Raw genomic sequence first — 20887 nt, forward strand, 5'->3', positions numbered from 1 at the left:
ATGACCCTCAATCGCATATGTACCTCTCTCCCGCTTCTTCTGTCAGTGTCGCTGCTTGCAGGCTGCGATCAGAGCTCCGTCGCGGGGGAGGAGACGGCTCCCCGTCCTGTCAAAGTCGTCATGGCCGCGGCCGAACAAGACAAAATCGCAAGCTCGCCCGGCGTGGTTCGGGCCCGCATCGAGACCGACCTGGCGTTTCGGACGCTGGGGCGAATGGTGTCCCGCAAGGTCGATGTTGGGGACCTGGTGCACAAGGGCGATGTCCTGGCGGAAATCGATCCTCTCACTCTGCAACTCGCAGTCAAGAGCGCGGAAGCCGAACTGCGCAACGCCCAGGCGCAGTTGGAGAACGCTGCGACGACGGAAATGCGCAAGCGAAAGCTTATGCAGAGCAGCGCAGCAAGCATTGCGGATCATGATCTTGCCGAACAACAACTCAAATCGGCTGCCGCCAATGTCGCGAAAGCGACGGCCAGCCTTGCGAAGGCGCACGAGCAGCTCGGCTACGCCGAGCTGAAGGCCGAGTTCGATGGTGTCGTGACCGCCACGTCCGCGGAAATGGGCCAGACGGTTTCGGCCGGCCAGCCGGTCTTGAAACTGGCGCGTCTCGAGCAGCGCGACGTGGTCGTCGACGTGCCGGAAGCGCAGTTCAGTCGCATTCGCCTGGACGACCGCTTCAACGTCGCCCTGCAGCTCGACAGCAGGATCCAGGCAACTGGCGCGGTCCGCGAGATCGCACCGCAGGCCGATCCCAATACCCGCACCTATCGGCTGAAGATCGGGATCGATCAGGCGCCGGACATCTTCCGCCTTGGCGCCGTGATCACTGCGACGCCGCTTGTCGGAGAAAGGAAGCAGGCGATCACGCTGCCGCTCTCCGCCATTCGCCATGAAGGCGGTACCAGCCAGGTATGGGTGGTAGATCGCTCGACAGCCACTGTCGCTCCGAGAGTGGTTGAACTGGAAGGTCCGGCGTCCGTCCCGCGTTCCGTCCTGGTTCACGCGGGCCTGCGGGAAGGGGAAGAGATCGTCATTGCCGGAGTCGATGAACTCACCGATGGACAGAAAGTGCAACTCGGACAGGAGCCACGCCCGTGAACAAATTCAACCTTTCTGACTGGGCGCTCGAGCATCGTTCTCTCGTCTGGTACTTCATGATCATGTTCGCGGTGGCCGGCGCCTTTGCCTATCTCGGGCTCGGACGCGAGGAGGATCCGTCCTTCACGATCAAGACGATGGTGATCCAGGCCCAGTGGCCAGGTGCCTCTGCCCAGGAGGTGACGCAGCAGGTTACCGACCGCATCGAAAAAAAGCTCCAGGAACTCGACAAACTAGAACATACCCGCAGCATTACCACGGCCGGTCAAACGATCGTCTTCGTCGACCTGCTGCCGGATACCAACGCGCGGGACGTTAAACCCACCTGGTCGCGCGTCCGCAACTTGATTGACGATATCAAGCACGAATTTCCCCAAGGCGTGGTCGGACCCTTCTTCGATGACCAGTTCGGCGACGTCTATGGCAATATTTTTGCCTTCACGGCAGACGGCCTCAGTCAGAGAGAACTGCGCGATTTCGCCGAGGATGCCCGAACACAGATCCTCAACATCCCCGACGTCGGCAAGGTCGACATCGCCGGCGCGCAGGACGAGGTGATCTACCTCGAATTCTCCACCCGCAAGATCGCCGCTCTCGGCATCGACCGCTCCGCCATCATTGCCACGCTGCAGGCGCAGAACGCCGTCACCCAGTCCGGCTTTGTCGAAACGGGGCCGGAGCGGGTCGCTTTGCGGGTCGGCGGGCGTTTCATCTCTGAAGACACCTTGCGGGGGATCAATCTTCGGGTAAACGACCGGTTCTTCCCGCTGACCGACGTCGCCACGATCACCCGTGGCTACGTCGACCCGCCGACGTCACTCTTCCGCTTCAACGGAAAGCCCGCCATCGGGCTGGCGATCGGCATGAAGACGGGCGGCAATGTGCTTGCGTTCGGCGAAGCGCTTGACAAGACGATGAGCAAAATCACCCAGGAGCTTCCGGTCGGGGTCTCCGTCGAACAGGTATCCGACCAACCGAAGGTGGTTGAGGAGGCCGTCGGCGGCTTTACGAAAGCCCTGTTCGAGGCAGTCGCGATCGTGCTCGCGATCAGCTTCATCAGTCTGGGGATGAGGGCCGGCCTGGTGGTGGCAATCGCGATTCCGCTCGTTCTCGCCATCACCTTCATGGTCATGTTCTACACCGGCATATCGCTGCAGCGCATCTCGCTTGGAGCGCTGATCATCGCGCTCGGCCTCCTCGTCGACGACGCCATGATCGCCGTCGAGATGATGGTTGCACGGCTGGAAGCGGGCGACAGTCTCACGAAGGCCGCCACCTACGTCTACACATCCACGGCCTTCCCGATGCTGACGGGCACGCTCGTCACTGTCGCAGGTTTCATCCCCGTCGCTTTCAACAAGAGCAACGCTGGCGAGTTCACCTTCACGCTCTTTGTCGTCATCGCGGTTTCGCTCGTCGTTTCATGGGTGGTCGCGGTCGTGTTCACGCCCCTGATCGGGGTGACCATTCTACCAAAGACAATGAAGAAGCACGCTGAGCACAAGGGTCGGTTTGCGAAGGCGTTTTCGAACCTGCTGCAATTCTGCCTGCGCTGGCGCTGGATGACGATCGTCGCAACGGTCCTTCTCTTCGCTGGATCGATCGCCGGCCTGTCGATGGTGCAACAGCAATTTTTCCCGAGCTCTGACCGTCCGGAACTGATCGTCGACTGGAATCTGCCGCAGAACAGTTCGATCGCCGAAACGAGCCGCCAGATGGCCCAGTTCGAACATGAGATGCTGACTGACAACCCTGGCATCGAGCATTGGTCGACATATGTTGGCAGGGGTGCGCCGCGCTTCGTTCTTTCCTTCGACGTGCAGCCGGCTGACGTTTCCTTCGGCCAGACGGTCATTGTCACCAAGGGGCTCGACGTCAGAGACAAGCTGAAGCAGCAGATGGAAACCTACCTGCAGAAGACATTTCCGGGAACGGACGCTTACGTGAAGCTTCTCGACATCGGGCCTCCGGTTGGCAAGCCGATCCAGTACCGTGTGTCCGGCGAAAATCTGCAGACGGTGCGCAATCTGGCACAGAAGCTGGGCTCGATTGTCGGCACTTATCCTTCCCTCAGGAACATTGCCTTCGACTGGAACGAGCCGGCCCGTGTCGTCAAGATAGACGTGCTGCAGGATAAGGCCAGACAGCTCGGCGTCTCGTCTCAGGACATCGCAATGGCGCTCAACACTGTCGTACAAGGAAATGCCGTAACGCAGGTTCGCGATGACATCTATCTGGTCGACGTCATCGGCCGTGCCGCGGAAAAGGAGCGGGGCTCGATCGACACCCTGCTTGACCTGCAACTGCAGAGCAGCAGCGGTCAATCCGTCCCGCTGTCATCGGTCGCAACCTTCCACTACGAGCTCGAACAGCCGACGATCTGGCGGCGCGACAGAATTCCGACCATCACGATCAAGGCCGGGATCGGCGATGCGACGCAGCCGGCGACCGTTGTGACGGCGCTCTCCGACAAGGTTTCGGCCTTCGAAAAGACGATGCCGGCCGGGTATTCGGTCAAGGTCGGCGGCGCGGTCGAGGAAAGTGCCAAGTCGCAAGGTCCGATCGCGAAGGTGGCGCCGGCCATGTTCGTCATCATGGCGACACTGCTGATGATCCAGCTTCAGAGCTTCCACAGGCTGTTCCTGGTCTTCTCGGTCGCTCCGCTGGCGCTCATCGGCGTCGTCGTGGCGCTGCTCGCCAGCAACTCGCCGCTTGGCTTCGTCGCGCTCCTGGGCGTGCTCGCGCTGGTCGGAATCCTCATCCGCAACTCGGTGATCCTGATCGTCCAGATCGAGGAACTGCGTGCAGAGGGAATGTCGGCATGGAAGGCGGTGGTGGAGGCGACCGAACACCGCATGCGGCCGATCATGCTCACTGCCGCGGCCGCGACTCTGGCCCTGATCCCGATCTCGCATGAGATTTTCTGGGGTCCGATGGCTTACGCGATGATGGGTGGGATCGTCGTCGGAACGGCGCTGACGCTTCTCTTCCTGCCGGCGCTCTACGTCGCCTGGTTCCGGATTCCTCGCGAAGCCGAGCAGCACTGAGATGACCATATCCCCCTCACTCCCTGGGCGCATTGCCCAGGGTCTCACCGGCATTGGATTTGGGTTCGCCAAGGCGATCGCTGCCCGCGTGGGCCGAGCCGTCCCGGTCTTTGTGGCCCTGTCACTCGTTACATCGGGTTGCGCGAACCGGGTGCAGGATGTCCTGCAGCCTCTCGCCGCGGCCCCGGCCGGCACGAGCCGGGTCACCATGCTCGTCGCCACGACACGCAAGCCCTCGGAGGATCCCGGCAAACTCTTTTCCGGCGACCGCGGGACGGCGATTTCCCTTAACAGCGTCGACGTATCCATCCCGCCCGATCGGAACCGCAAGATCGGAGAGGTGCAGTGGCCGTCCCGCATGCCGCCCAACCCGCAAAGGGAGTTTGCGGTCACGCAGGTTGCCAAGGTGCAATCCGAGGGCCAAGCGTTCGACTGGTACCGGAAGAATCGAAACACCAAGCATCAGGTCATCATTTTCGTGCATGGCTTCAATAACACCTATGCCGATGCCGTCTTCCGCTTCGCGCAGATCGTCCATGACTCGGGAACCGACGCCACACCGATCCTCTTCACCTGGCCATCAAGGGGCCGTGTCTTCGATTACCTCTACGACAAGGAGAGCGCCAACTATTCGCGTCGCGCTCTGGAGGATCTGCTCCTCCAGGCTGTGAAAAGTCCCGACGTCTCCGATGTGACGATTCTCGCGCATTCCATGGGCGGCTGGCTTGCGGCCGAGGCGCTGCGCGGCGTCGCCATGCGCGAGAAATCAATCCCGGCGAAGGTGAAGAACGTCGTTCTCGCATCGCCGGACATCGATATCGACGTGTTCCGTCGCCAGTTCACCGAGATGGGGCCGAAACGGCCGCACTTTGCGATCCTGACATCGACGCGCGACAAGGCGCTGGAGATGTCGAGCTGGCTATCGGGTGGCGTCAGCCGCGTCGGCGGGTCCGATCTCAGGCCTTACGCGCCTCTTCTCGACCAACTCGGCGTTTCCGTTATCGACACCAGCGCCATCGCGACGAACGATCCGCTCGGCCACAATGCCTTCGCCGACAGTCCCGAGATCGTGCGCCTGCTCGGGCGGCGGCTGGCAGGGCAGAGCCTCGAGGGCGGAAAGGCAAGCGTTGCCGATCAGATCGGGATGACAGCGGCCAATTTCGCCGGCTCGGCAGCGCGCGTAGCCGTTGCGGCTCCAGTCGCGGTCATCAGCCCCGAGGCGCGAGAAATCCTGAAGCGGGAGCTCTCCTCGAATGGGGGAAAGATGGTGGATGGTCAAATTGCGTACTGATCGTCAGCCGCCTCGATCAGAGCGGTCTGAGACCCGTCCAGCATGCGGACTAGATAAGATTGGCGAATGAAAGTCGGCACGACTGTAAAAAACCAGCCGCAGACTGGCTATATCTCCTCGATCGTCGAAGCCGGCACGGCAGCGTGCCGGCTGTACGGGCCTACGAAAACAAACGTCGTCGATATCGCGCGACTGCTGGGGAAGTCGCCGGCAAGTGTGTACAAAATCTTCCCCTCCAAGGCGGCGATTTGGGATGCCATCGCCGGGAATTTTTTCGAAACTGACCTCCGCTTCACTCCGTCTGCCGACGGCGAGCTCACCAGTGCGGCGAGCCGCCTGAAAGAAACCGCGCTCGGACAACACCGCCTGATGCTGCAGGCGCGCGACGGTGACAGCCAGATGTTCAGCCTCGCTGTTCTTGCCGCTGAACGCAGTTGGCCATCGTTCAAAGGTCATCTGAACCGACTTACGGCGACGGTGGGGGAGCTCGTTTCGGCCGGCATCGCGACTGAAGAGTTCGTTCCGAGGAATGTCGACGCGGCCGCCTCCTGCTTTTGCCTCTCGATCATCTCCTTGTGGGACCCCAGATTTATCGGCGCCCAGCCTTTGAACCACTGTGAGCTATCTGCTCAGGAACTCGCTTCCTTCGCAGTTGCAGCTCTCGGCCAAGTTCCCCCCAGGCGAGGACAGCCTGGCCGCGGGAATGAGTCGCGGTTGAGCCGGCCTGAGTTCGACGGTTCTGCATGGTCCGAAGAAATCGCGTGAAAGCATTCGTTCGATCAACCTCGCCTGCATGATGATCTCGTCCTGACCGAAACGCGCTCCCCAGTTCGCCGCGGGATGACGCCCACCAGAAGCGGCAGTCAGGCGGCGAGGATGGTGATCCCGTAAGCATTCGCCGCTGCCGTCATCCGGGCGATGGTCTCCGCCGAAGGGCTGGCCTTCGGTGGTTCGGTCGTGCCTTCCGCTTCGATGAACTCGGCCATCTCACGATCGACGACGGCGGAAAAGACTGCGGGGACGGTGCCGCGGTTGGAATAGCCGTGCACCACGAAGGGCGCGATGGTCACGATGTCGCCAGGCCTCGCCTCGATCTCTTCCGGGCCGCTGTCCGTCAGCCGCCAGACCGTCAGGCTTCCCTCGAGGATGCGGAACACCTCAGGGCTCGCGTGCGCATGTTTCGGCGTCCGGCTGCCGGGTGGTACGGTGACGTCGAAGATATTCAGCCAGGTTCCGCGGAGCCGCAGCTGCCGCTCGACCCGGTCGCCGAGGACGAAAAAGCGCTTTGCCTTATCGCTGCTATGCATTTTCACAAATGAGTTGGACATCATGTCTCTTTCTTCTTCTTACGGGCTTTTTCTTGCAGGCCCTTTCTTGCGGGCGCAGCCGTTAAACCTCTAGGCCGGCTTTGACAACCGCCTTGTTGTCGGGATCACCATCGCCGAACGCCGGCAACACGGCGCGTTTCGGTCGCCGAAGCGATGAACGAACGGCTTCGTTGCCGAGAGTTCAGTGCAGTCCGCGCGCCTATGCATCACGAGCTGTCGGTGCGGATATCTGTACGGAACGTCGTTTTCGCAAGGCCCGATAATGCGGCACCAGCTATGCAGAAATGACGGAGGCCGGAGGGTTTCCGGCTCCACGCCTGTAATACGGCCGACACTGAAGGGGCGCATAGAACGCGGCGGCCGTTCTTGACCGTTCTTCCATTTTCACATTGATCATTCAAATTTATGGAGCGCATCCATGTCTTCTCTTCCCGTCGTCGGCGCTGCCATGACGCTCGATGAAGTCGAGCTTCACCGCGACTGGCTGTTCGAAAAGCCCCGCGATCTCGAACTGCAGAGCTTCGCCGATGCCGAGGTTTTGAACGGCGACTGGGCGCCGCTCGCCAAACGTGCGCGCAGGCTTCTCGACGGTCATACCGGCCGCTTGGGCATTCACGGCCCGTTCTGGGGTTTTACCATCGCCTCGGAAGATCCCGATATCCGCGCCGTCGTCACAAGGCGACTGCTGCAGGGCCTCGATGTCTGCGCCGCCATCGGCGCGACGCAGATGGTCGTCCACAGCCCTTATAACTCGTGGTCCCACAACAACCTCGACAACAATGACGGCGCCCGCGAGGAACTGGTCGAGCGCGTGCATCTGACGCTGCGCGACGCCATCAGGCGGGCCGAGGATATCGGCTGCACCATGGTCCTCGAAAACATCGAAGACAAGGATCCGCATATCCGCGTGGCGCTGGCCGAAAGCTTCCATTCGCCCGCCGTCGCCGTCTCGATCGACACCGGCCACGCCCATTATGCCCATGGTTATACCGGCGCTCCCCCGGTCGACTATTACGTCAAGGCCGCCGGCAACCGCCTGCAGCACGTCCATCTGCAGGATGCCGACGGCTATGCCGATCGCCACTGGAGCCTCGGCGAAGGCTCGATCCACTGGCACGCCGTCTTTGCGGCTCTCGCCAAGCTCGACAGCAACCCGCGCCTGATCATCGAGATCAAGGACAAATCGAAGATCCCGGCCTCTGCCGCTTATCTCGCCTCGATCGGGGTGGCGGAATAAGGCGGTTGTTATGTCCTCTCACGAAAACCGCGTAATCACGCTGATCCCGGTCGCCTCCGCCTTGTCGAGCGCCATCAGCGCCGGCACCGCCTCCTCAAGGCTGACGCGGCGTCCGATCAGCTTCTGCGGGGCGATCTTGCCGGCCGAAAGCATCGACAGCATGGCGTCGTAACGCCAGGCCTGCATGCCGTGGCTGCCGTAGATTTCGAGCTCGTGGCCGATCACCTGCGCCATCGGGATTTGCGGTGTCGCATGCTCGCCGAGCATCAGCCCGACCTGAACGTGCCGCCCGCGCCGGCGCAGGTTCTTGATCGAGTTGAAGCAGGTGGCGGGATGGCCGAGCCCGTCGATCGACACATGCGCGCCGCCCTTGGTGATCTCGCGTACCGCCTCCGCCACGTCGGCGACGCCTGACGCATTGACCGTCGCCACCGCCCCGCACTCCCTGGCGAAAGCGAGTTTCTCCTCGGATATGTCGATGCCGATCGCATTGGCGCCCAGGGCGGTGGCGATCATGATCGCCGACAGGCCGACGCCGCCGCAGCCATGCACGGCGATCCATTCGCCAGGCCCGGTGCGTGCCTGGTCGGCGACGGCGCGAAACGAGGTGGCGAAGCGGCAGCCGAGGCTGGCCGCCGTCGCATCGTCGATCGTATCGGGCAGATGCACCAGATTGGTATCGGCATAATCGATCGCCACATATTCGGCGAAGGATCCCCAATGGGTGAAGCCCGGCTGGAACTGGTTGGAGCAGACCTGCTGGTTGCCGGAATGGCACTCGGCGCAATGGCCGCAGCCGGAAACGAAGGGCACGGTCACCCGGTCGCCGACCTTGAAACGCATCACGCCGCGGCCGGTGGCGACGATCCGCCCGGCAAGCTCGTGTCCCGGCACATGCGGCAGGCGGATATCCGGATCGTGGCCCATCCAGCCATGCCAGTCGCTGCGGCAGAGCCCGCTGGCGCCGACCGCGATGACGACGCCGTCCTCGGTGGGCGTCGGATCGGGCAGGGTGCGAATTTCGGGCGCCTGTTCGAAGGCTTCGTAGAACATGGCTTTCATCGGCGTCTTCCTTACTGTCTATCGGCGTTGCCCTCATCATCGCATGTGGCAGCCAGCCATTCCAATATTCCATCCCATCATTTTTGCTGATGCACCCATCGCTGAAGGCCGGGTCGCTGCGCACGAATATTGCGGGCTGGCGCCGTCCGCCGGCATTTTCTTGCTTCCATGTTTCAGCGCAGGATTTGTCCTTGACCCGGCTTGCCGCGGAGGTTTTTGCTTTGCCGGCTTTACAGGGAGGGCAGCATGGCCGTCGATACATCACCACGTTCAACCACCTGGACTCATGTCGACGGGGAATGGCTCCCCGGCAATCCGCCGCTGATCGGGCCGACCTCGCACGCCATGTGGCTGGGCTCCACGGTCTTCGACGGCGCCCGCTGGTTCGACGGCATCGCACCTGATCTCGACCTGCATTGCCAGCGCATCAACCGCTCCGCACTTGCGATAGGCTTGAAGCCGGTAAAGACGGCGGAGGAGATTGCGACGCTCGCCTGGGAAGGAGTTGCGAAATTCGACGGCGCCACGCCGATCTACATCAAGCCGATGTATTGGGGTGAACATGGCTCGCCCGGCAGCGTCGTGTCCGTCGATGCGGAATCGACCCGCTTCGCGCTCTGCCTGTTCGAGGCGCCGATGGGCGGCCATGGCGGCACCAAGCTCACCGTCTCGCCCTATCGCCGCCCGTCGCCGGAAACCGCGATGACCGAGGCGAAGACCGGCTCGCTCTATCCGAACAGCGGCCGGATGATCGCCGAGGCGCGCAGCCGCGGCTTCGACAATGCGCTGGTGCGTGATCTCAACGGCAATGTCGTCGAGACCGCCTCGTCGAATGTCTTCCTGGTGCGCGACGGCGTGGTGATGACGCCGGCCGCCAACCGCACTTTCCTTGCCGGCATCACCCGCGCCCGCGTCATCGACCTGCTGCGCAAGGCCGGTTTCGACGTCGTCGAAGCAACCCTTTCCGTCGAGGATTTCCTTGCCGCCGATGAAATCTTCACCACCGGCAACTACTCCAAAGTCGTCGGCGTCATCCGCCTCGACGACCGCAACCTCCAGGAAGGCCCGGTTACCCGCAAGGCGCTGGATCTCTACATGGACTGGGCCCACGGCAGGAGTGAGAGCGAGGAGTGAGGAGAGGTCCCGCGAAGCGGGAGCAATCGATCCAGTGAATCGATTGCAGCGACGAACGCCCGAAGCGCAAGCGCAGGGCTGCAGCGGTTCGGCGAATCAGAGCCCAGCCCGCCCCTCTCGCCTGCCGGCACCTTCTCCCCGCTTGCGGGGCGAAGGGGGATAGCCGCAGCCTCTCAGTTCTCGTGTCGTCAAAAGTACTCATCTCGCCTGTAGAAATTGCCGTAGAGGTGCGTCAGCACCGAATTGGCTGCCAATTTTTCTTCATCGCTGTCGCCATAAACCAGTTTGGGCGGATCGCTTTCGCTAAAGATGAGAGCGACAAAATGATTGTAACCCGCGCCGGCGATCCCTGTCGAAACGTCGCGCCCCTCGATGATCGTACCGTTCTGTGCAGAGCCACTTGCGGCTGCCGCCGCTTCGAAACCCGACTTATTGAAAATGACGTACCATAGCCAAGGATCGAATAAAGGCACGGTGATCATCGTCCCAAAGCAAACCGGAACAATGATGATAGCAACAAGACGACTCACCATTCCACGGATACGACGCCGATATAACGCGACAAATGCGCCGATAAACCAAACGAACAGTACGCCCACGACCGACAGAAAGAGCAGCGGCCCTCCCAATAGATCGAAGAGTCCTCGTAAACCATCGGCCGAATCAATCGGCCAAAAATCCAAGGCGCGATGGTAGGCGGCACACGCGGTGCCAAGAAAAGCGGCGATGACCATTCGCCGAACATTCCAAATGTCTATGGACACAACCGACGGACCTGTTGTTTTTCATAGTCGAATGGTGTCCAGCGAAGTCGAGGCATTTTTGCGGCCGAACGGCATTGCTGCAGAATTCCGTTGTGTTGCAGTGAGGGGCGACCTCCAATGTAAATTCCCCCTCACGTCATCCACTCCCGATGCTCCGCAAATCTCTCCGCCAGGCGATCGATGAACAGTCGCACCTTCGTCGGCAGGTGGCTGCGGTTGGGATAGACCGCGTTGATGTTAAACTCCACCGGCGGGTAGTCCGGCATGAACTTCACCAGCCGCCTTCGGCGATGTCGTCGAACACCACGAAACTCGGCGCCAGGAAGATGCCTTAGCCATTGAGTGCAGGAAGCGCAGCATCTCGACGCTGTTGGAGACGACGTTGCCGCCGATCTTGAGGCTTTCCCGCCGCCGATATCCTGCCGCTCGCCGGCCTCAACAAGCGCCGCGTCCGCCTGCTGGCAAAACGTCTCGGCGCTCCGGACGAGCTGGTGTTCAAGGTGCCCACAGCCGATCTCGAGGACCAGCGGCCGCTCGCCCCGACGAGGAGGCCTATGGCGTCAGCTATGACGAGATCGACGATTTTCTCGAAGGCAAGCCGGTCGGCGAGATCGCCCGCCGCCGGATTCTTGCCGCCTATCGGGCGACCGCCCACAAACGCGCTTTGCCGGTGGCCGTCAACACGCTCTGACGGTCGTCGGTCCTGCATCCGCTGCCCCCATTCTCAGGCGGCGCGGGATCTCTCCGCATCCCTCGGCCGTACCATCCAGGCATAGGCAGCGCCGGCCAGAAGCAGCACCGAGGTGCCGAGGAAAACCGAGCGCATGCCGATATGCCCGCCGACGAAGCCGCCGAGGATGGGACCGGCGACCTGGCCGACATATTGCGAGGAGATGGAAAGCCCGAGAATGCTGCCGGCCGCACTGTCCGGCACGCTGTGGCGGATGACAGCAGTGATGCAGGCCAGCAGCCCGCCGAGTGCTGCGCCCATCAGGAAGCGCAGGATGATCAGCTGCCAGGAGCTGGTAACGAGAGCCTGCGGAATCAGCAGCAGCCCGGCGACAGCGAGCGCGCCTGCGATGACAGGCCAGTGGCCGATCCTGTCGGCGAGCCTGCCGAGCCAGGAGGCGGAAAGAATGCTGCCGAGGGCGGCCGCCGACATGACGACGCCCGATATGATCGTCACCTGGGCTTCGACGGGCACGAGCTGCGCGACATAGACGGTGATGATCGGCTCGATCGACATATTGGCAAACATCAACAGCATGCCGGTTGCCAGCATGGCGATCACAGGCCGCTTGTCGGCAACGGATTTCCAGCCGCCGCTGGCCTTGGCCGCCTGCTTGCGGGCCGGCGACTTCTCCTCCTTGATCAGCAAGGCGGTGGCGAGAAAGGCGAGGAAGATCATCGCGCCGGCGGCGAGAAACGTGCCGCGGATGCCGATGATGGGCGGCAGCGCCCCGCCGATCAGCGGCCCGACGAGATTGCCGGCCATGATGCCGGAGGAGAGCACGCCGAGCGCCCAGGCCGAGCGGTCCTTCGGCGTCTGCGTCGCCACCAGCACCATCGAGCCGGAGGCATAGCCGCCGGCAAGCCCGACGAAGAGGCGCAGCGCCACCAACTGCCAGACATTGCCGGCCATGCCCATCAGCGAGATCGCCAGCGTCATGCCGAGGCTGGCGCGTACCAGCATCAGCTTGCGGCCATAGATATCGCCGAGCCGCCCCCAGAGTGGCGCGACGAGCGCGGCGGCAAAGAAGGTGGCGCCATAGGCGATCCCCGACCATTGCACGATCGCCGCATGGTCGCTGACGCCGAGTTCCTCGACATAGAGCGGCAGGAAGGGAAGCAGCAGCGTCATCGCCACGATCGTGGTGAAGGAGCCGATCAGCGAGATGGCAAGGTTGCGCTTCCAGTAGATCGAGCCCAACTTGGCGCTGGCGGCGTCCAATTGCGTATCGGTCATTCTCTCGGCCTCGGCATTGATCGTGCGGCGAAGTCCCGCGCGCCTGATGGAACGATGTGCCCATTGCCGCAGCGAGGAAATCGGCGCGGGCGAAACTGTCCTGAGATCGAGCTTTTCGAAGTCGAGCGCACGGGCCTATCGGAGCATGCGCTCGTCGTTCCAGGGCGGGCACGTGCTGATATAACCGTCTTGTCGCCGGTCCTTCAAGACGGCGTTTCCGCATCGGCGGCCTGTCTTTGAAAATAAGAGCCGTAAGCTGGACCCTCTCCGGCAAAAGTGCTAGAACAGGACTGATTGCTTTATGCAATCGGTCAATCCGAGGATATTGCCATGAGCGACATGCGCACATCCCGAGAACGGACCGTCCGTAGTCTCTACGCCGCCTATCTCGACGACCGCAAGAATGTGGTCGGCGCCATGTTGACGGAGGATTTCACCTTCTCCAGTCCGCGTGACGACCACATCGACCGAGCGACTTATTTCGAGCGCTGCTGGCCTGGGGAACCGGTCTTTCGCGGCATCCACATCGAATTCCTGGCGATGGACGGCGACGAGGCGGTCGTCCGCTACCGCGCCGAAAAACTGGACGGCGGCAGCTTCCGCAACATCGAGAATCTTCGCTTCCGCGCCGACAAGATCGCCTCCGTGGAGGTTTATTTCGGTCGGAATCTGTAAGCTCGGACGAATGCCGGCATTATAGTGGAACCCGCGGGTGCGGGGAAAAATCCCCTCTCAGGCGGCAAGCCCGCTCTGCTTCAGCCGGACGATCTTGAAGAAGCCGTTCGGAAAGACCGGCAGGATCTCGGCAGCGGCAAAATCGCCGCGGCGCTCGGCCCAGGCGATGATGCGATGAAGGCGGAAGGCGGAGGACCAGCCGATGTGACGCACCAGCGGCGCCACCGCCGTCTCGATCGCGCCCTGCAGACCGGCACCGTCGCCGAGCTTGCTGGCGAGGATGATCTCGCCGCCCGGCCTCAGCACCCTGGCGCATTCGTCAAGCGCCCGTTCGGGCTCGGGGATGAGGGTGATGACGAAAGGCAGGCAGACCGCATCGAAAGAGTTCTCGGCAAAGCTCAGGGCATGCGCATCCATCACCTCTAGCGCCTGCACATGCTCAAGCTTTTCTCGTTTTGCCTTTTCGCGCGCCCGCGCGATCATATGTTCGGAAATGTCGATGCCGGTTACCCGGCAGTGGCGCCGGTAATGCCCAAGCGTCAGGCCGGTGCCGACGCCGATCTCCAGAATATCGGTGCCGGCTGCGGCGGCGAGAGCTGCCAGCTTGCGGTGGCCATCGCGCAGGATGCCGCGATAGACCCGGTCATAGACCGGTGCCCAGCGCTGATAGATTTTTTGCTGGTCTTCCGCCCGGTTGCGAAACTCTGACATGTCGGCGCCTCCCCAAGCAATTCCAGCAAAAGTGCATAGCGGTTTTGCCGGGCAAAGCGCGAAGCGCTTTTGCCTGAATTGCGTAAAACAAAAAAGTTAGAGCGGTTCTGAGCTTTCATAAAAAGCTGAGCCGCTCTAACCCAGCCTTTGAACTCCTGAGAGTAGGTTCCGGTTCCCCATGAAGGTGACGTAAGGCACAAACCTGAATGGCTGCGACATCCTATTTTGCCGGCATCAGCCCAAGCTGTTTGGCGCCCAGCTCACTGCCGATCTCGACGGTTTTCTTCTGTTTGTCGTAGACGCAGATCTGGGCAATCAGCCCCTTGGCCCCCTTCGGCTTGCCCGTCACCAGCGCGAGCCCGTAATGCGAGCTGCCGAAGGGATCGACGGTGGCGCTGGGCTTTTCGATCGTGACCGCCGCCTTCTTGCATTTGGCCTCGACGTCGGTAGCGAGCTGCTTCCAGGCCTCGTCGGAGGAGGCATGCGCTGCAGTTGAGAGCGAAAGCAGCGCGGCGGCGGCGAGAAGCTGGATTATATTCCTGTTCATATCGGGTCTCCCTTGATCTCTCACAGGCAAAGCGGTTTTCGCGGGCGGGCAAGCCAGGCGATTTGTCCAAACGATTCAAGCCCCGCAACTGAGGCAAATTTTCCTCCGGCCGGTCGTTTTTTGATATTTCGCCGGTTGCCTCTCCCCCTTTCCCCTCCTATGTTCCGCCTCACCTGCCGAGACGCAATCTATTGCCAAGAGGAGATCTGACATGGCTTTCGAATTGCCTGAACTTCCCTATGACTACGAAGCGCTTGCTCCCTTCATGTCGAAGGAAACACTGGAGTTTCACCACGACAAGCACCACAAGGCCTATGTCGACAACGGCAACAAGCTCGCCGCTGAAGCAGGTCTGTCGGACCTCTCGCTCGAAGACGTCGTGAAGAAGTCCTTCGGCACCAATGCCGGCCTCTTCAACAACGCCGCCCAGCACTACAACCACATCCATTTCTGGAAGTGGATGAAGAAGGGCGGCGGCGGCAACAAGCTGCCGGGCAAGCTCGAAGCGGCCTTCGCCTCCGATCTCGGCGGCTACGACAAATTCAAGGCCGATTTCGCCAATGCCGGCGCCACCCAGTTCGGCTCTGGCTGGGCCTGGGTTTCCGTCAAGAACGGCAAGCTCGAAATCTCCAAGACCCCGAACGGCGAAAACCCGCTCGTTCACGGCGCCACGCCGATCCTCGGCGTCGACGTCTGGGAACACTCCTATTACATCGACTATCGCAACGCCCGCCCGAAATATCTCGAAGCCTTCGTCGATAGCCTGATCAACTGGGACTACGTCCTGGAACGCTACGAAGCAGCCACGAAGTAAGCGGCGCCGGACTCGCCGCCATCGGCGGCGATGTCAAATCGCTTCTTTGAGTTTGGCACCCGGCGTCTCAAGCGCCGGGTGTTTTGTTTTCACGCGAAAGCCGTCACATGCCTGTCACCGGCCGCTCCTAATCACGCCCCATGTCTTCCGCTTCTCCCCTGTTCCGCTTCGGCATCATCGCCGACCCGCAATATGCGGCGATCGCGCCGCATATTGCGATGGACCGCCACTACGCCAACAGCCTTGCCAAGGTTGCCGAAGCGATCGAGGTGTTTAACGGCGAGGAGCTCAGCTTCATCATGACGCTCGGCGATGTCATCGACCGCAGCTTTTCAAGCTTCGACGATATCCTGCCGGTCTATGACAAGCTGCGGCACGAGGCGCTGTTCCTGCTCGGCAACCACGATTTTTCGGTTTCGTCGAGCCATCTCTGCGAAGTCGCCACGCGTCTCGGCATGCCGTCGCCCTATTACCGCTTCTCCCGCCACGGCTGGCGTTTCATCGTGCTCGACGGCAACGAGGTCAGCACCTTCGCGCCGCCCGAAGGCCATCCTCATCGCGCGCTGGCCGCCGAGATGCTGGCGGCGCTGCAGGCCAGGGGTGCGGCGAATGCTCATCGCTGGAATGCTGCGCTGAGCGATGAGCAGTTCGCCTGGCTCGGCGATGAAATCGCAAATGCGGCCGCGGCCGCCGAGAAAGTGATCGTCATGAATCACTATCCGGTGCATCCCCCAAGTGAGCACGGCATGTGGGACAGCGAGCGCATCGTCGAGTTGCTTGCCTCCAGCAGCAATGTCGTCGCCTATCTCAACGGCCACGACCACGTCGGCAACTACGGCAAGGCCGGCGCTTGCCACTTCGTCAATTTCAAGGGCGTGGTCGACACCGAAACGCAAAACGCCTTCGCGATCGTCGAGGTCCATGCCGACCGCATCGAAATCCGCGGCTTCGGCCGGGAGGAGAGCCGTACGCTGGCTTATTAGCGGCGAAAGATTGCTGACGAAGTCTGCCAACCTCGTCATGCTCGGCTTGTCCCACGGCTGTCCGGTTCGCGCCGATAGCTGCCCCTCACCCTAACCCTCTCCCCGTAAAAACGGGGCGAGGGGACGTGCCCTGCGAGAGGGGGGCGAGGAACGGAGAGGCTGCGGCTATCCCCCGTATACGGGGAGAAGGTGGCGGCAGCCGGATGAGGGGCGGGCGCCGCACATCAAACCGTCACCGGTGCCTCCCTCCATCCGCTCGTCCACAGCTCCCGCAACCCGTCGCCTTCACCCTTGAAGAAGCCATCAGCCTCCTCGCAGCGCTCTACCCGGTCGCTGCGGAAATTCCGGATCGCCTGGCGCAGCTCACACCAGGCGACGATATTGGCGGTCTGCGAATAATAGATCAGCGCGATCGGCCGGACCGTTCGCTCCGTCGCGCGGCCGAGCTCGTCGCGGTAGCCGAGCGTCAGCTTGCATTCGTCGCGGATCGCCCGGCGCACGATCGCCAGGTCGAAGCCGGCCGGCTGCGCGATCGAGCCCCAGGCATAAAGCGCCTTGGTGTCCATCGCCTGGCGCAGCGGCGCCGGCACGGCGCCTGATATCTTCCGGTTGACCCGGCGGGCGGCCTGTTTCAGCTCCTCGTCCGCCGTCCGGTCCAGCAGCGCCAGCGACAGCACGATCGCCTCCATTTCCTCGATCGAGAACATCAAGGGCGGCAGATCGAAGCCCGGCCGCATGATGTAGCCGATGCCGCGCTCGCCCTCGATCGGTACCCGCATCGCCTGAAGGGCGGCAATGTCGCGATAGATCGAGCGCACGGTCACCTCGAGCGTCTCGGCCATGACAGCCGCCGTCATCGGTTTTCTGGCCAGCCTCAGGATCTGGATGATCTCGAAAAGCCGCGAGGCCTTGCGCATTTTACCTCTCCCATCCCCTACGCTCCTGACAATACACTGTCAGTTGGGTTCCCGTATAGAGCCGCCTATCGGATTGAAATCAATCAGGGTCTTTCAAAACAGCCCGCAGACCGACAAGGCGATAACTGACATGAACTACCATGAAAACCTCTGGCTCTTCTTCACCCTTCTGTTCGGCATCATCATCGTTCCGGGCATGGACATGCTCTTCGTGCTCGCCAATTCGCTGACCGGCGGCGTCCGGCGGGGGCTGGCGGCAACCGGCGGCATCATGGCCGGCGGTGCCGTCCATTCGGCCTATGGCGCGGCCGGCGTCGGCGTGCTCGTCACCATGCTGCCGCAACTTTTCAACGTGCTGCTCTTTGCCGGCGTCGCTTACATGATCTGGATCGGCATTTCGCTGATCCGCAGTTCGATCACCGTCGAGGCGGTCGGGCCGGGAACGGCGCGCTCCGGCTGGCGCGCCTTCCGCCAGGGCGCCGTCACCTGTCTCGTCAATCCGAAGGCCTATATCTTCATGTTTGCCGTCTACCCGCAGTTCCTGAGACCGGAATATGGCCCGATCTGGATGCAGGGCCTGATCATGGGCGCCATGACCGTCGTCACCCAGTTCGCCATCTACGGCACGCTGGCGATGACGGCCGGCCGCAGTCGGGACCTGCTGGTCGCCAACCCCGACGTCACCGCCTTTGTTGGCCGCTTTGCCGGCCTACTCTTGGTTGCGGTCTCCGCGCTCAGCCTCTGGCAGGGTTGGAAAAGCGCCTGAGTCTGCATATATCACATTGTTTTTATGGTGATCCGGCAAAACGTGACTGCCTTCCGCCATGGATTTTGTCATGCTCCCGGTGCAGATTGGCCGCCGGCCGCCTTGGCCTTCAGAAAATTGGAGAGGAATATGAATTGGAAAGCAGTAGCTGCCGCCGCAGCGATGGCCGGAATAGCCTTCGGTTCGGTGACCGCCGCCGATGGCACGCATGATTCGCGCATTGCCCTGATGAAGCAGATCGGCGGTTCGGCCGGTGCGTTGGCAGCCATAGCCAAGGGCACCAAGCCCTATGACGCCGAGGCGGTGAAGGCGGCGCTGACGACGATCGCCGCAACGGCCAAGGTCTTCCCCGACCAGTTCAAGCCGGGCACGGAAACGGGCGACGAAGAGGCGAGCCCGAAGATCTGGGAAAACATGGATGACTTCAAGGCGCGCGCCGCCAAGCTCTCCACCGACGCCGAAACCGCGCTGGCGCAGCTTCCGGCCGATGCCGCCGCCGTCGGCGCCACGGTCAACACGCTCGGCGCCAATTGCGGCGGCTGTCACAAGGCCTATCGCCTCAAGGATTGATAGGCCGTTTGATCTGGAACTTGATACGCGATCCGCGCCGGCCTTGCCGCCGGCGCGGATCATCTTATTCTCCGCCCGTGCGGCTGGTCGCAGAATCGCCCCGCGCAGGAAATCTCGGCAAAAGGGGAGGCGGAGCATGGTCCGCAGGTTCATCCGGTTACTGCTCTGTCTGATCGGCGTCGCCGTGCTTGGCGGGGGCGCCTTCTATCTCGTCACCGCACCCGATCCGCTGCCGGAGAGCCACTGGGCGGGTCTCGGCGCGCCGGATCCGGCCAATGGCCAGATGGTTTTCTGGGCGGGCGGCTGTGTCAGCTGTCATGCAGCACCGGGTTCCGAAGGCGATGCAAAGCTGACGCTTGCAGGCGGCCTGGCGCTGAAGAGCCCTTTCGGGACCTTCCACGTCCCGAACATCTCACCGGATGAAAAGGCAGGCATCGGCGCCTGGACGCTGGCCGAGTTCGGCAATGCGATGAAGCGCGGCGTCGGCCCGGGCGGCCAGCACCTCTACCCGTCCTTTCCGTACGGCTCCTATTCCCGCATGAGCGACAAGGACGTCAACGATCTCTTCGCCTTCCTGAAAACCTTGCCGAAGAGTGCAAACGTCGCGGCCCCGCATGAGCTGCCGTTCCCCTTCAACATCCGGCTGGCGCTCGGCGGCTGGAAATTCCTCTATTTCAACGATCAGCCCCGCGTCGCGCTTGTAAAGAGCGACGACAAGATCAAGCGCGGACAATATCTCGTCGAAGGCCCCGGTCACTGCGGCGAATGCCATACGCCGCGCGATGCGCTGGGCGGCTTCCAGGCGGGTCAGTGGCTCGCCGGCGCCCCCAATCCGGAAGGCAAGGGCCGCATACCGGATATCACCCCGGCCTCGAAGAGCATCGGCGGCTGGAGCGAGGCCGATATCGCCAGCTACCTCGAAACCGGCTTCACCCCCGATTTCGATTCCGTCGGCGGCTCGATGGTCGATGTACAGCAGAACATCGCCCATCTACCGGCCTCCGATCGCGAAGCGATCGCCGCCTATCTGAAGGCCGTGCCGGGACGTTAAAGCATGTCGCGCAAAACTGAGAGCGAGAGCGCAACGAGCGAATCGGAAAGATCGCGACGTGCCATGCTTCAGTCTCGTCAATCGAGGCTATCCATGAACACCAAACCGACTCTTGAACAACTCGATCTTGTCATCTGCCGGATGCGGGCACGTCTTTCTGGGCGCAACCTGCTGCTTGCGCGCTGGTTCGACGAGACGATGACGGCGATGGAGGCGCGCTTCGCCGAGAGGCTGGAAGACCCCAGCGATCCGGCGCCGGCGCGCGCAGCCGCCCTTGCCTTCGTCAAGGCCGCGCTCCACCAATGGGCGACGCGGCCGGCGCTTGAAAGGCAGGCGGACAAACACCCGCCGGCTTAAGCGATCGACTGCATATAGCGCATGCCGGTCACCGGACGCGGGGTGAAATCCAGCTGTTCGTAGAAGCGGTGCGCCAGCACGTTTCCGGTGGCGGCGCTGACGGAGAGGTAGCCGCAGCCGGCATTGCGGGCGGTCTCGCGCGCCCGGTCGACGAGCAACTGGCCGGTGCCGTGGCCGCGATGGCCGTCGCGCACGAAAAGATGGTGCAGATCCATGCCGCGCTTGCCTTCCTGCGCCCTGTAGAGCGGCACGAGAATGGCGTAGCCGATCAGCCCTTCGCTGGTCTCGGCGACGAGTGCGGTGATCCAGGGCAGCGGGCCGAAGAGGTCGCGCTCGAGCTGCTCCGGCGTCGTGCCCGAGGGATCGCCATGATGGGCGGCGAGCAGGGCGATCATGGCGTTGAGTTCGGGCAGGTCGCGCGGCTTGGCGGCGCGGATCGTCACCACCGACGGGCGCATCAGTGAAATTTCGCTGTCTTCGATTTCGGTCATGGTCTTCGCGTCCTTTGATATTCTGCCGTCAGGACGCTGCCGATACAACAAAGCCGCCTGACGGCGGCTTGTTGACAA

At 62.3% G+C, this 20887-nt stretch carries 21 protein-coding genes and 2 pseudogenes; 14 read left to right on the forward strand and 9 right to left on the reverse strand.

The genetic code is table 11. The features are described 5' to 3' along the window. The 4 genes from QMO82_RS29215 (at position 1) to QMO82_RS29230 (ending at position 6201) form a co-directional block, all read left to right on the forward strand. The gene (locus QMO82_RS29215) at positions 1-1098 is read left to right on the forward strand and encodes an efflux RND transporter periplasmic adaptor subunit (RefSeq protein WP_183606151.1); all 1098 of its coding nucleotides are present in this window, start codon (positions 1-3) and stop codon (positions 1096-1098) included. Next, positions 1095-4145, forward strand: a complete 3051-nt coding sequence (locus QMO82_RS29220; protein WP_183606152.1) for an efflux RND transporter permease subunit — start codon at positions 1095-1097, stop codon at positions 4143-4145. Before QMO82_RS29215 ends, QMO82_RS29220 begins: the two co-directional genes overlap by 4 nt. Before the next feature lies 1 nt (position 4146). Further along, positions 4147-5436 carry an alpha/beta hydrolase gene (locus QMO82_RS29225; RefSeq protein ID WP_183606153.1) on the forward strand — a complete coding sequence of 430 codons (1290 nt, stop codon included), beginning with the start codon at positions 4147-4149 and terminating at the stop codon, positions 5434-5436. 66 nt (positions 5437-5502) lie between these two features. After that, entirely contained in the window at positions 5503-6201 is a 699-nt protein-coding gene (locus QMO82_RS29230) for a TetR family transcriptional regulator (RefSeq protein ID WP_183606154.1), read from the forward strand. 98 nt (positions 6202-6299) lie between these two features. Here the strand turns inward: QMO82_RS29230 and QMO82_RS29235 are convergent, their stop codons facing one another. Next, a complete protein-coding gene (locus QMO82_RS29235; RefSeq protein ID WP_183606155.1) occupies positions 6300-6767 on the reverse strand; it encodes a cupin domain-containing protein in 468 nt (155 codons plus the stop codon). A gap of 415 nt (positions 6768-7182) precedes the next feature. Between QMO82_RS29235 and QMO82_RS29240 the strand changes: the two genes are divergently transcribed. Continuing rightward, a complete protein-coding gene (locus tag QMO82_RS29240; protein WP_183606156.1) occupies positions 7183-8001 on the forward strand; it encodes a sugar phosphate isomerase/epimerase in 819 nt (272 codons plus the stop codon). Between the two features lie 18 nt (positions 8002-8019). Here QMO82_RS29240 and QMO82_RS29245 read toward each other — a convergent pair whose 3' ends face one another. Then, positions 8020-9063, reverse strand: a complete 1044-nt coding sequence (locus tag QMO82_RS29245; RefSeq protein ID WP_183606157.1) for a zinc-dependent alcohol dehydrogenase family protein — start codon at positions 9061-9063, stop codon at positions 8020-8022. Between the two features lie 246 nt (positions 9064-9309). On the opposite strand from QMO82_RS29245, the gene QMO82_RS29250 reads away from it, so the two are divergent. After that, positions 9310-10197 carry a branched-chain amino acid aminotransferase gene (locus QMO82_RS29250; protein WP_097621535.1) on the forward strand — a complete coding sequence of 296 codons (888 nt, stop codon included), beginning with the start codon at positions 9310-9312 and terminating at the stop codon, positions 10195-10197. Between the two features lie 188 nt (positions 10198-10385). Here QMO82_RS29250 and QMO82_RS29255 read toward each other — a convergent pair whose 3' ends face one another. Beyond that, positions 10386-10931: a hypothetical protein gene (locus QMO82_RS29255; RefSeq protein ID WP_183606158.1), complete on the reverse strand. Its 546-nt coding sequence runs from the start codon at positions 10929-10931 to the stop codon at positions 10386-10388. 161 nt (positions 10932-11092) lie between these two features. Next, positions 11093-11369: pseudogene (locus QMO82_RS29260) on the reverse strand (LysR substrate-binding domain-containing protein); the annotation flags it as partial. On the opposite strand from QMO82_RS29260, the pseudogene nadE reads away from it, so the two are divergent. Beyond that, positions 11369-11652: pseudogene (gene nadE / locus QMO82_RS29265) on the forward strand (NAD(+) synthase); the annotation flags it as partial. The pseudogenes QMO82_RS29260 and nadE sit on opposite strands and share 1 nt — an antisense overlap. 33 nt (positions 11653-11685) lie before the next feature. On the opposite strand, the gene QMO82_RS29270 reads toward nadE, so the two are convergent. Next, a complete protein-coding gene (locus QMO82_RS29270; protein ID WP_183606159.1) occupies positions 11686-12927 on the reverse strand; it encodes an MFS transporter in 1242 nt (413 codons plus the stop codon). A gap of 330 nt (positions 12928-13257) precedes the next feature. On the opposite strand from QMO82_RS29270, the gene QMO82_RS29275 reads away from it, so the two are divergent. After that, positions 13258-13602 (forward strand): nuclear transport factor 2 family protein, encoded by a 345-nt coding sequence (locus QMO82_RS29275; RefSeq protein WP_183606160.1) that lies wholly within the window; start codon positions 13258-13260, stop codon positions 13600-13602. 57 nt (positions 13603-13659) lie between these two features. On the opposite strand, the gene QMO82_RS29280 is transcribed toward QMO82_RS29275, so the two are convergent. Continuing rightward, positions 13660-14313 (reverse strand): class I SAM-dependent methyltransferase, encoded by a 654-nt coding sequence (locus tag QMO82_RS29280; RefSeq protein ID WP_183606161.1) that lies wholly within the window; start codon positions 14311-14313, stop codon positions 13660-13662. A gap of 220 nt (positions 14314-14533) precedes the next feature. Next, positions 14534-14860, reverse strand: coding sequence for a hypothetical protein (locus tag QMO82_RS29285; protein WP_183606162.1), 327 nt, complete (start codon positions 14858-14860; stop codon positions 14534-14536). Positions 14861-15071: 211 nt separating this feature from the next. Here QMO82_RS29285 and QMO82_RS29290 point away from each other — a divergent pair, with 211 nt between their 5' ends. Together QMO82_RS29290 and QMO82_RS29295 are read left to right on the forward strand one after the other, a co-directional pair. Beyond that, the gene (locus tag QMO82_RS29290; RefSeq protein ID WP_138387752.1) at positions 15072-15674 is read left to right on the forward strand and encodes a superoxide dismutase; all 603 of its coding nucleotides are present in this window, start codon (positions 15072-15074) and stop codon (positions 15672-15674) included. A gap of 140 nt (positions 15675-15814) precedes the next feature. After that, positions 15815-16657, forward strand: coding sequence for a metallophosphoesterase (locus QMO82_RS29295; RefSeq protein ID WP_183606163.1), 843 nt, complete (start codon positions 15815-15817; stop codon positions 16655-16657). Between the two features lie 224 nt (positions 16658-16881). Here QMO82_RS29295 and QMO82_RS29300 read toward each other — a convergent pair whose 3' ends face one another. Then, positions 16882-17574: a YafY family protein gene (locus QMO82_RS29300; protein WP_183606164.1), complete on the reverse strand. Its 693-nt coding sequence runs from the start codon at positions 17572-17574 to the stop codon at positions 16882-16884. Between the two features lie 130 nt (positions 17575-17704). Between QMO82_RS29300 and QMO82_RS29305 the strand changes: the two genes are divergently transcribed. The 4 genes from QMO82_RS29305 to QMO82_RS29320 all read left to right on the forward strand — a co-directional run bounded on the left by QMO82_RS29305 (position 17705) and on the right by QMO82_RS29320 (position 20318). Next, the gene (locus QMO82_RS29305) at positions 17705-18340 is read left to right on the forward strand and encodes a LysE family translocator (RefSeq protein ID WP_183606165.1); all 636 of its coding nucleotides are present in this window, start codon (positions 17705-17707) and stop codon (positions 18338-18340) included. Positions 18341-18469: 129 nt separating this feature from the next. Then, positions 18470-18910, forward strand: coding sequence for a cytochrome c (locus QMO82_RS29310; RefSeq protein ID WP_183606166.1), 441 nt, complete (start codon positions 18470-18472; stop codon positions 18908-18910). A 136-nt stretch (positions 18911-19046) separates the two neighbouring features. Further along, a complete protein-coding gene (locus QMO82_RS29315) occupies positions 19047-19961 on the forward strand; it encodes a cytochrome c (protein ID WP_183606167.1) in 915 nt (304 codons plus the stop codon). Positions 19962-20054: 93 nt separating this feature from the next. Next, positions 20055-20318 carry a hypothetical protein gene (locus QMO82_RS29320; protein ID WP_183606168.1) on the forward strand — a complete coding sequence of 88 codons (264 nt, stop codon included), beginning with the start codon at positions 20055-20057 and terminating at the stop codon, positions 20316-20318. On the opposite strand, the gene QMO82_RS29325 is transcribed toward QMO82_RS29320, so the two are convergent. Then, positions 20315-20809: a GNAT family N-acetyltransferase gene (locus tag QMO82_RS29325; RefSeq protein ID WP_183606169.1), complete on the reverse strand. Its 495-nt coding sequence runs from the start codon at positions 20807-20809 to the stop codon at positions 20315-20317. The two genes, QMO82_RS29320 and QMO82_RS29325, sit on opposite strands and share 4 nt — an antisense overlap. Between the last annotated feature and the right edge of the window lie 78 nt (positions 20810-20887).

The sequence above is a fragment of the Rhizobium sp. BT04 genome (genome assembly GCF_030053135.1).
GTDB lineage: Bacteria > Pseudomonadota > Alphaproteobacteria > Rhizobiales > Rhizobiaceae > Rhizobium > Rhizobium binxianense.

Bases quoted from the DNA above. Each gene is read 5' to 3' on its own strand.
- QMO82_RS29215 (WP_183606151.1), top strand. From the start codon at position 1: ATGACCCTCAATCGCATATGTACCTCTCTCCCGCTTCTTCTGTCAGTG.
- QMO82_RS29225 (WP_183606153.1), top strand. From the start codon at position 4,147: ATGACCATATCCCCCTCACTCCCTGGGCGCATTGCCCAGGGTCTCACC.
- QMO82_RS29230 (WP_183606154.1), top strand. From the start codon at position 5,503: ATGAAAGTCGGCACGACTGTAAAAAACCAGCCGCAGACTGGCTATATC.
- QMO82_RS29235 (WP_183606155.1), bottom strand. From the start codon at position 6,767: ATGATGTCCAACTCATTTGTGAAAATGCATAGCAGCGATAAGGCAAAG.
- QMO82_RS29240 (WP_183606156.1), top strand. From the start codon at position 7,183: ATGTCTTCTCTTCCCGTCGTCGGCGCTGCCATGACGCTCGATGAAGTC.
- QMO82_RS29245 (WP_183606157.1), bottom strand. From the start codon at position 9,063: ATGAAAGCCATGTTCTACGAAGCCTTCGAACAGGCGCCCGAAATTCGC.
- QMO82_RS29250 (WP_097621535.1), top strand. From the start codon at position 9,310: ATGGCCGTCGATACATCACCACGTTCAACCACCTGGACTCATGTCGAC.
- QMO82_RS29255 (WP_183606158.1), bottom strand. From the start codon at position 10,931: ATGGTCATCGCCGCTTTTCTTGGCACCGCGTGTGCCGCCTACCATCGC.
- QMO82_RS29270 (WP_183606159.1), bottom strand. From the start codon at position 12,927: ATGACCGATACGCAATTGGACGCCGCCAGCGCCAAGTTGGGCTCGATC.
- QMO82_RS29275 (WP_183606160.1), top strand. From the start codon at position 13,258: ATGAGCGACATGCGCACATCCCGAGAACGGACCGTCCGTAGTCTCTAC.
- QMO82_RS29280 (WP_183606161.1), bottom strand. From the start codon at position 14,313: ATGTCAGAGTTTCGCAACCGGGCGGAAGACCAGCAAAAAATCTATCAG.
- QMO82_RS29285 (WP_183606162.1), bottom strand. From the start codon at position 14,860: ATGAACAGGAATATAATCCAGCTTCTCGCCGCCGCCGCGCTGCTTTCG.
- QMO82_RS29290 (WP_138387752.1), top strand. From the start codon at position 15,072: ATGGCTTTCGAATTGCCTGAACTTCCCTATGACTACGAAGCGCTTGCT.
- QMO82_RS29295 (WP_183606163.1), top strand. From the start codon at position 15,815: ATGTCTTCCGCTTCTCCCCTGTTCCGCTTCGGCATCATCGCCGACCCG.
- QMO82_RS29300 (WP_183606164.1), bottom strand. From the start codon at position 17,574: ATGCGCAAGGCCTCGCGGCTTTTCGAGATCATCCAGATCCTGAGGCTG.
- QMO82_RS29305 (WP_183606165.1), top strand. From the start codon at position 17,705: ATGAACTACCATGAAAACCTCTGGCTCTTCTTCACCCTTCTGTTCGGC.
- QMO82_RS29310 (WP_183606166.1), top strand. From the start codon at position 18,470: ATGAATTGGAAAGCAGTAGCTGCCGCCGCAGCGATGGCCGGAATAGCC.
- QMO82_RS29315 (WP_183606167.1), top strand. From the start codon at position 19,047: ATGGTCCGCAGGTTCATCCGGTTACTGCTCTGTCTGATCGGCGTCGCC.
- QMO82_RS29320 (WP_183606168.1), top strand. From the start codon at position 20,055: ATGAACACCAAACCGACTCTTGAACAACTCGATCTTGTCATCTGCCGG.
- QMO82_RS29325 (WP_183606169.1), bottom strand. From the start codon at position 20,809: ATGACCGAAATCGAAGACAGCGAAATTTCACTGATGCGCCCGTCGGTG.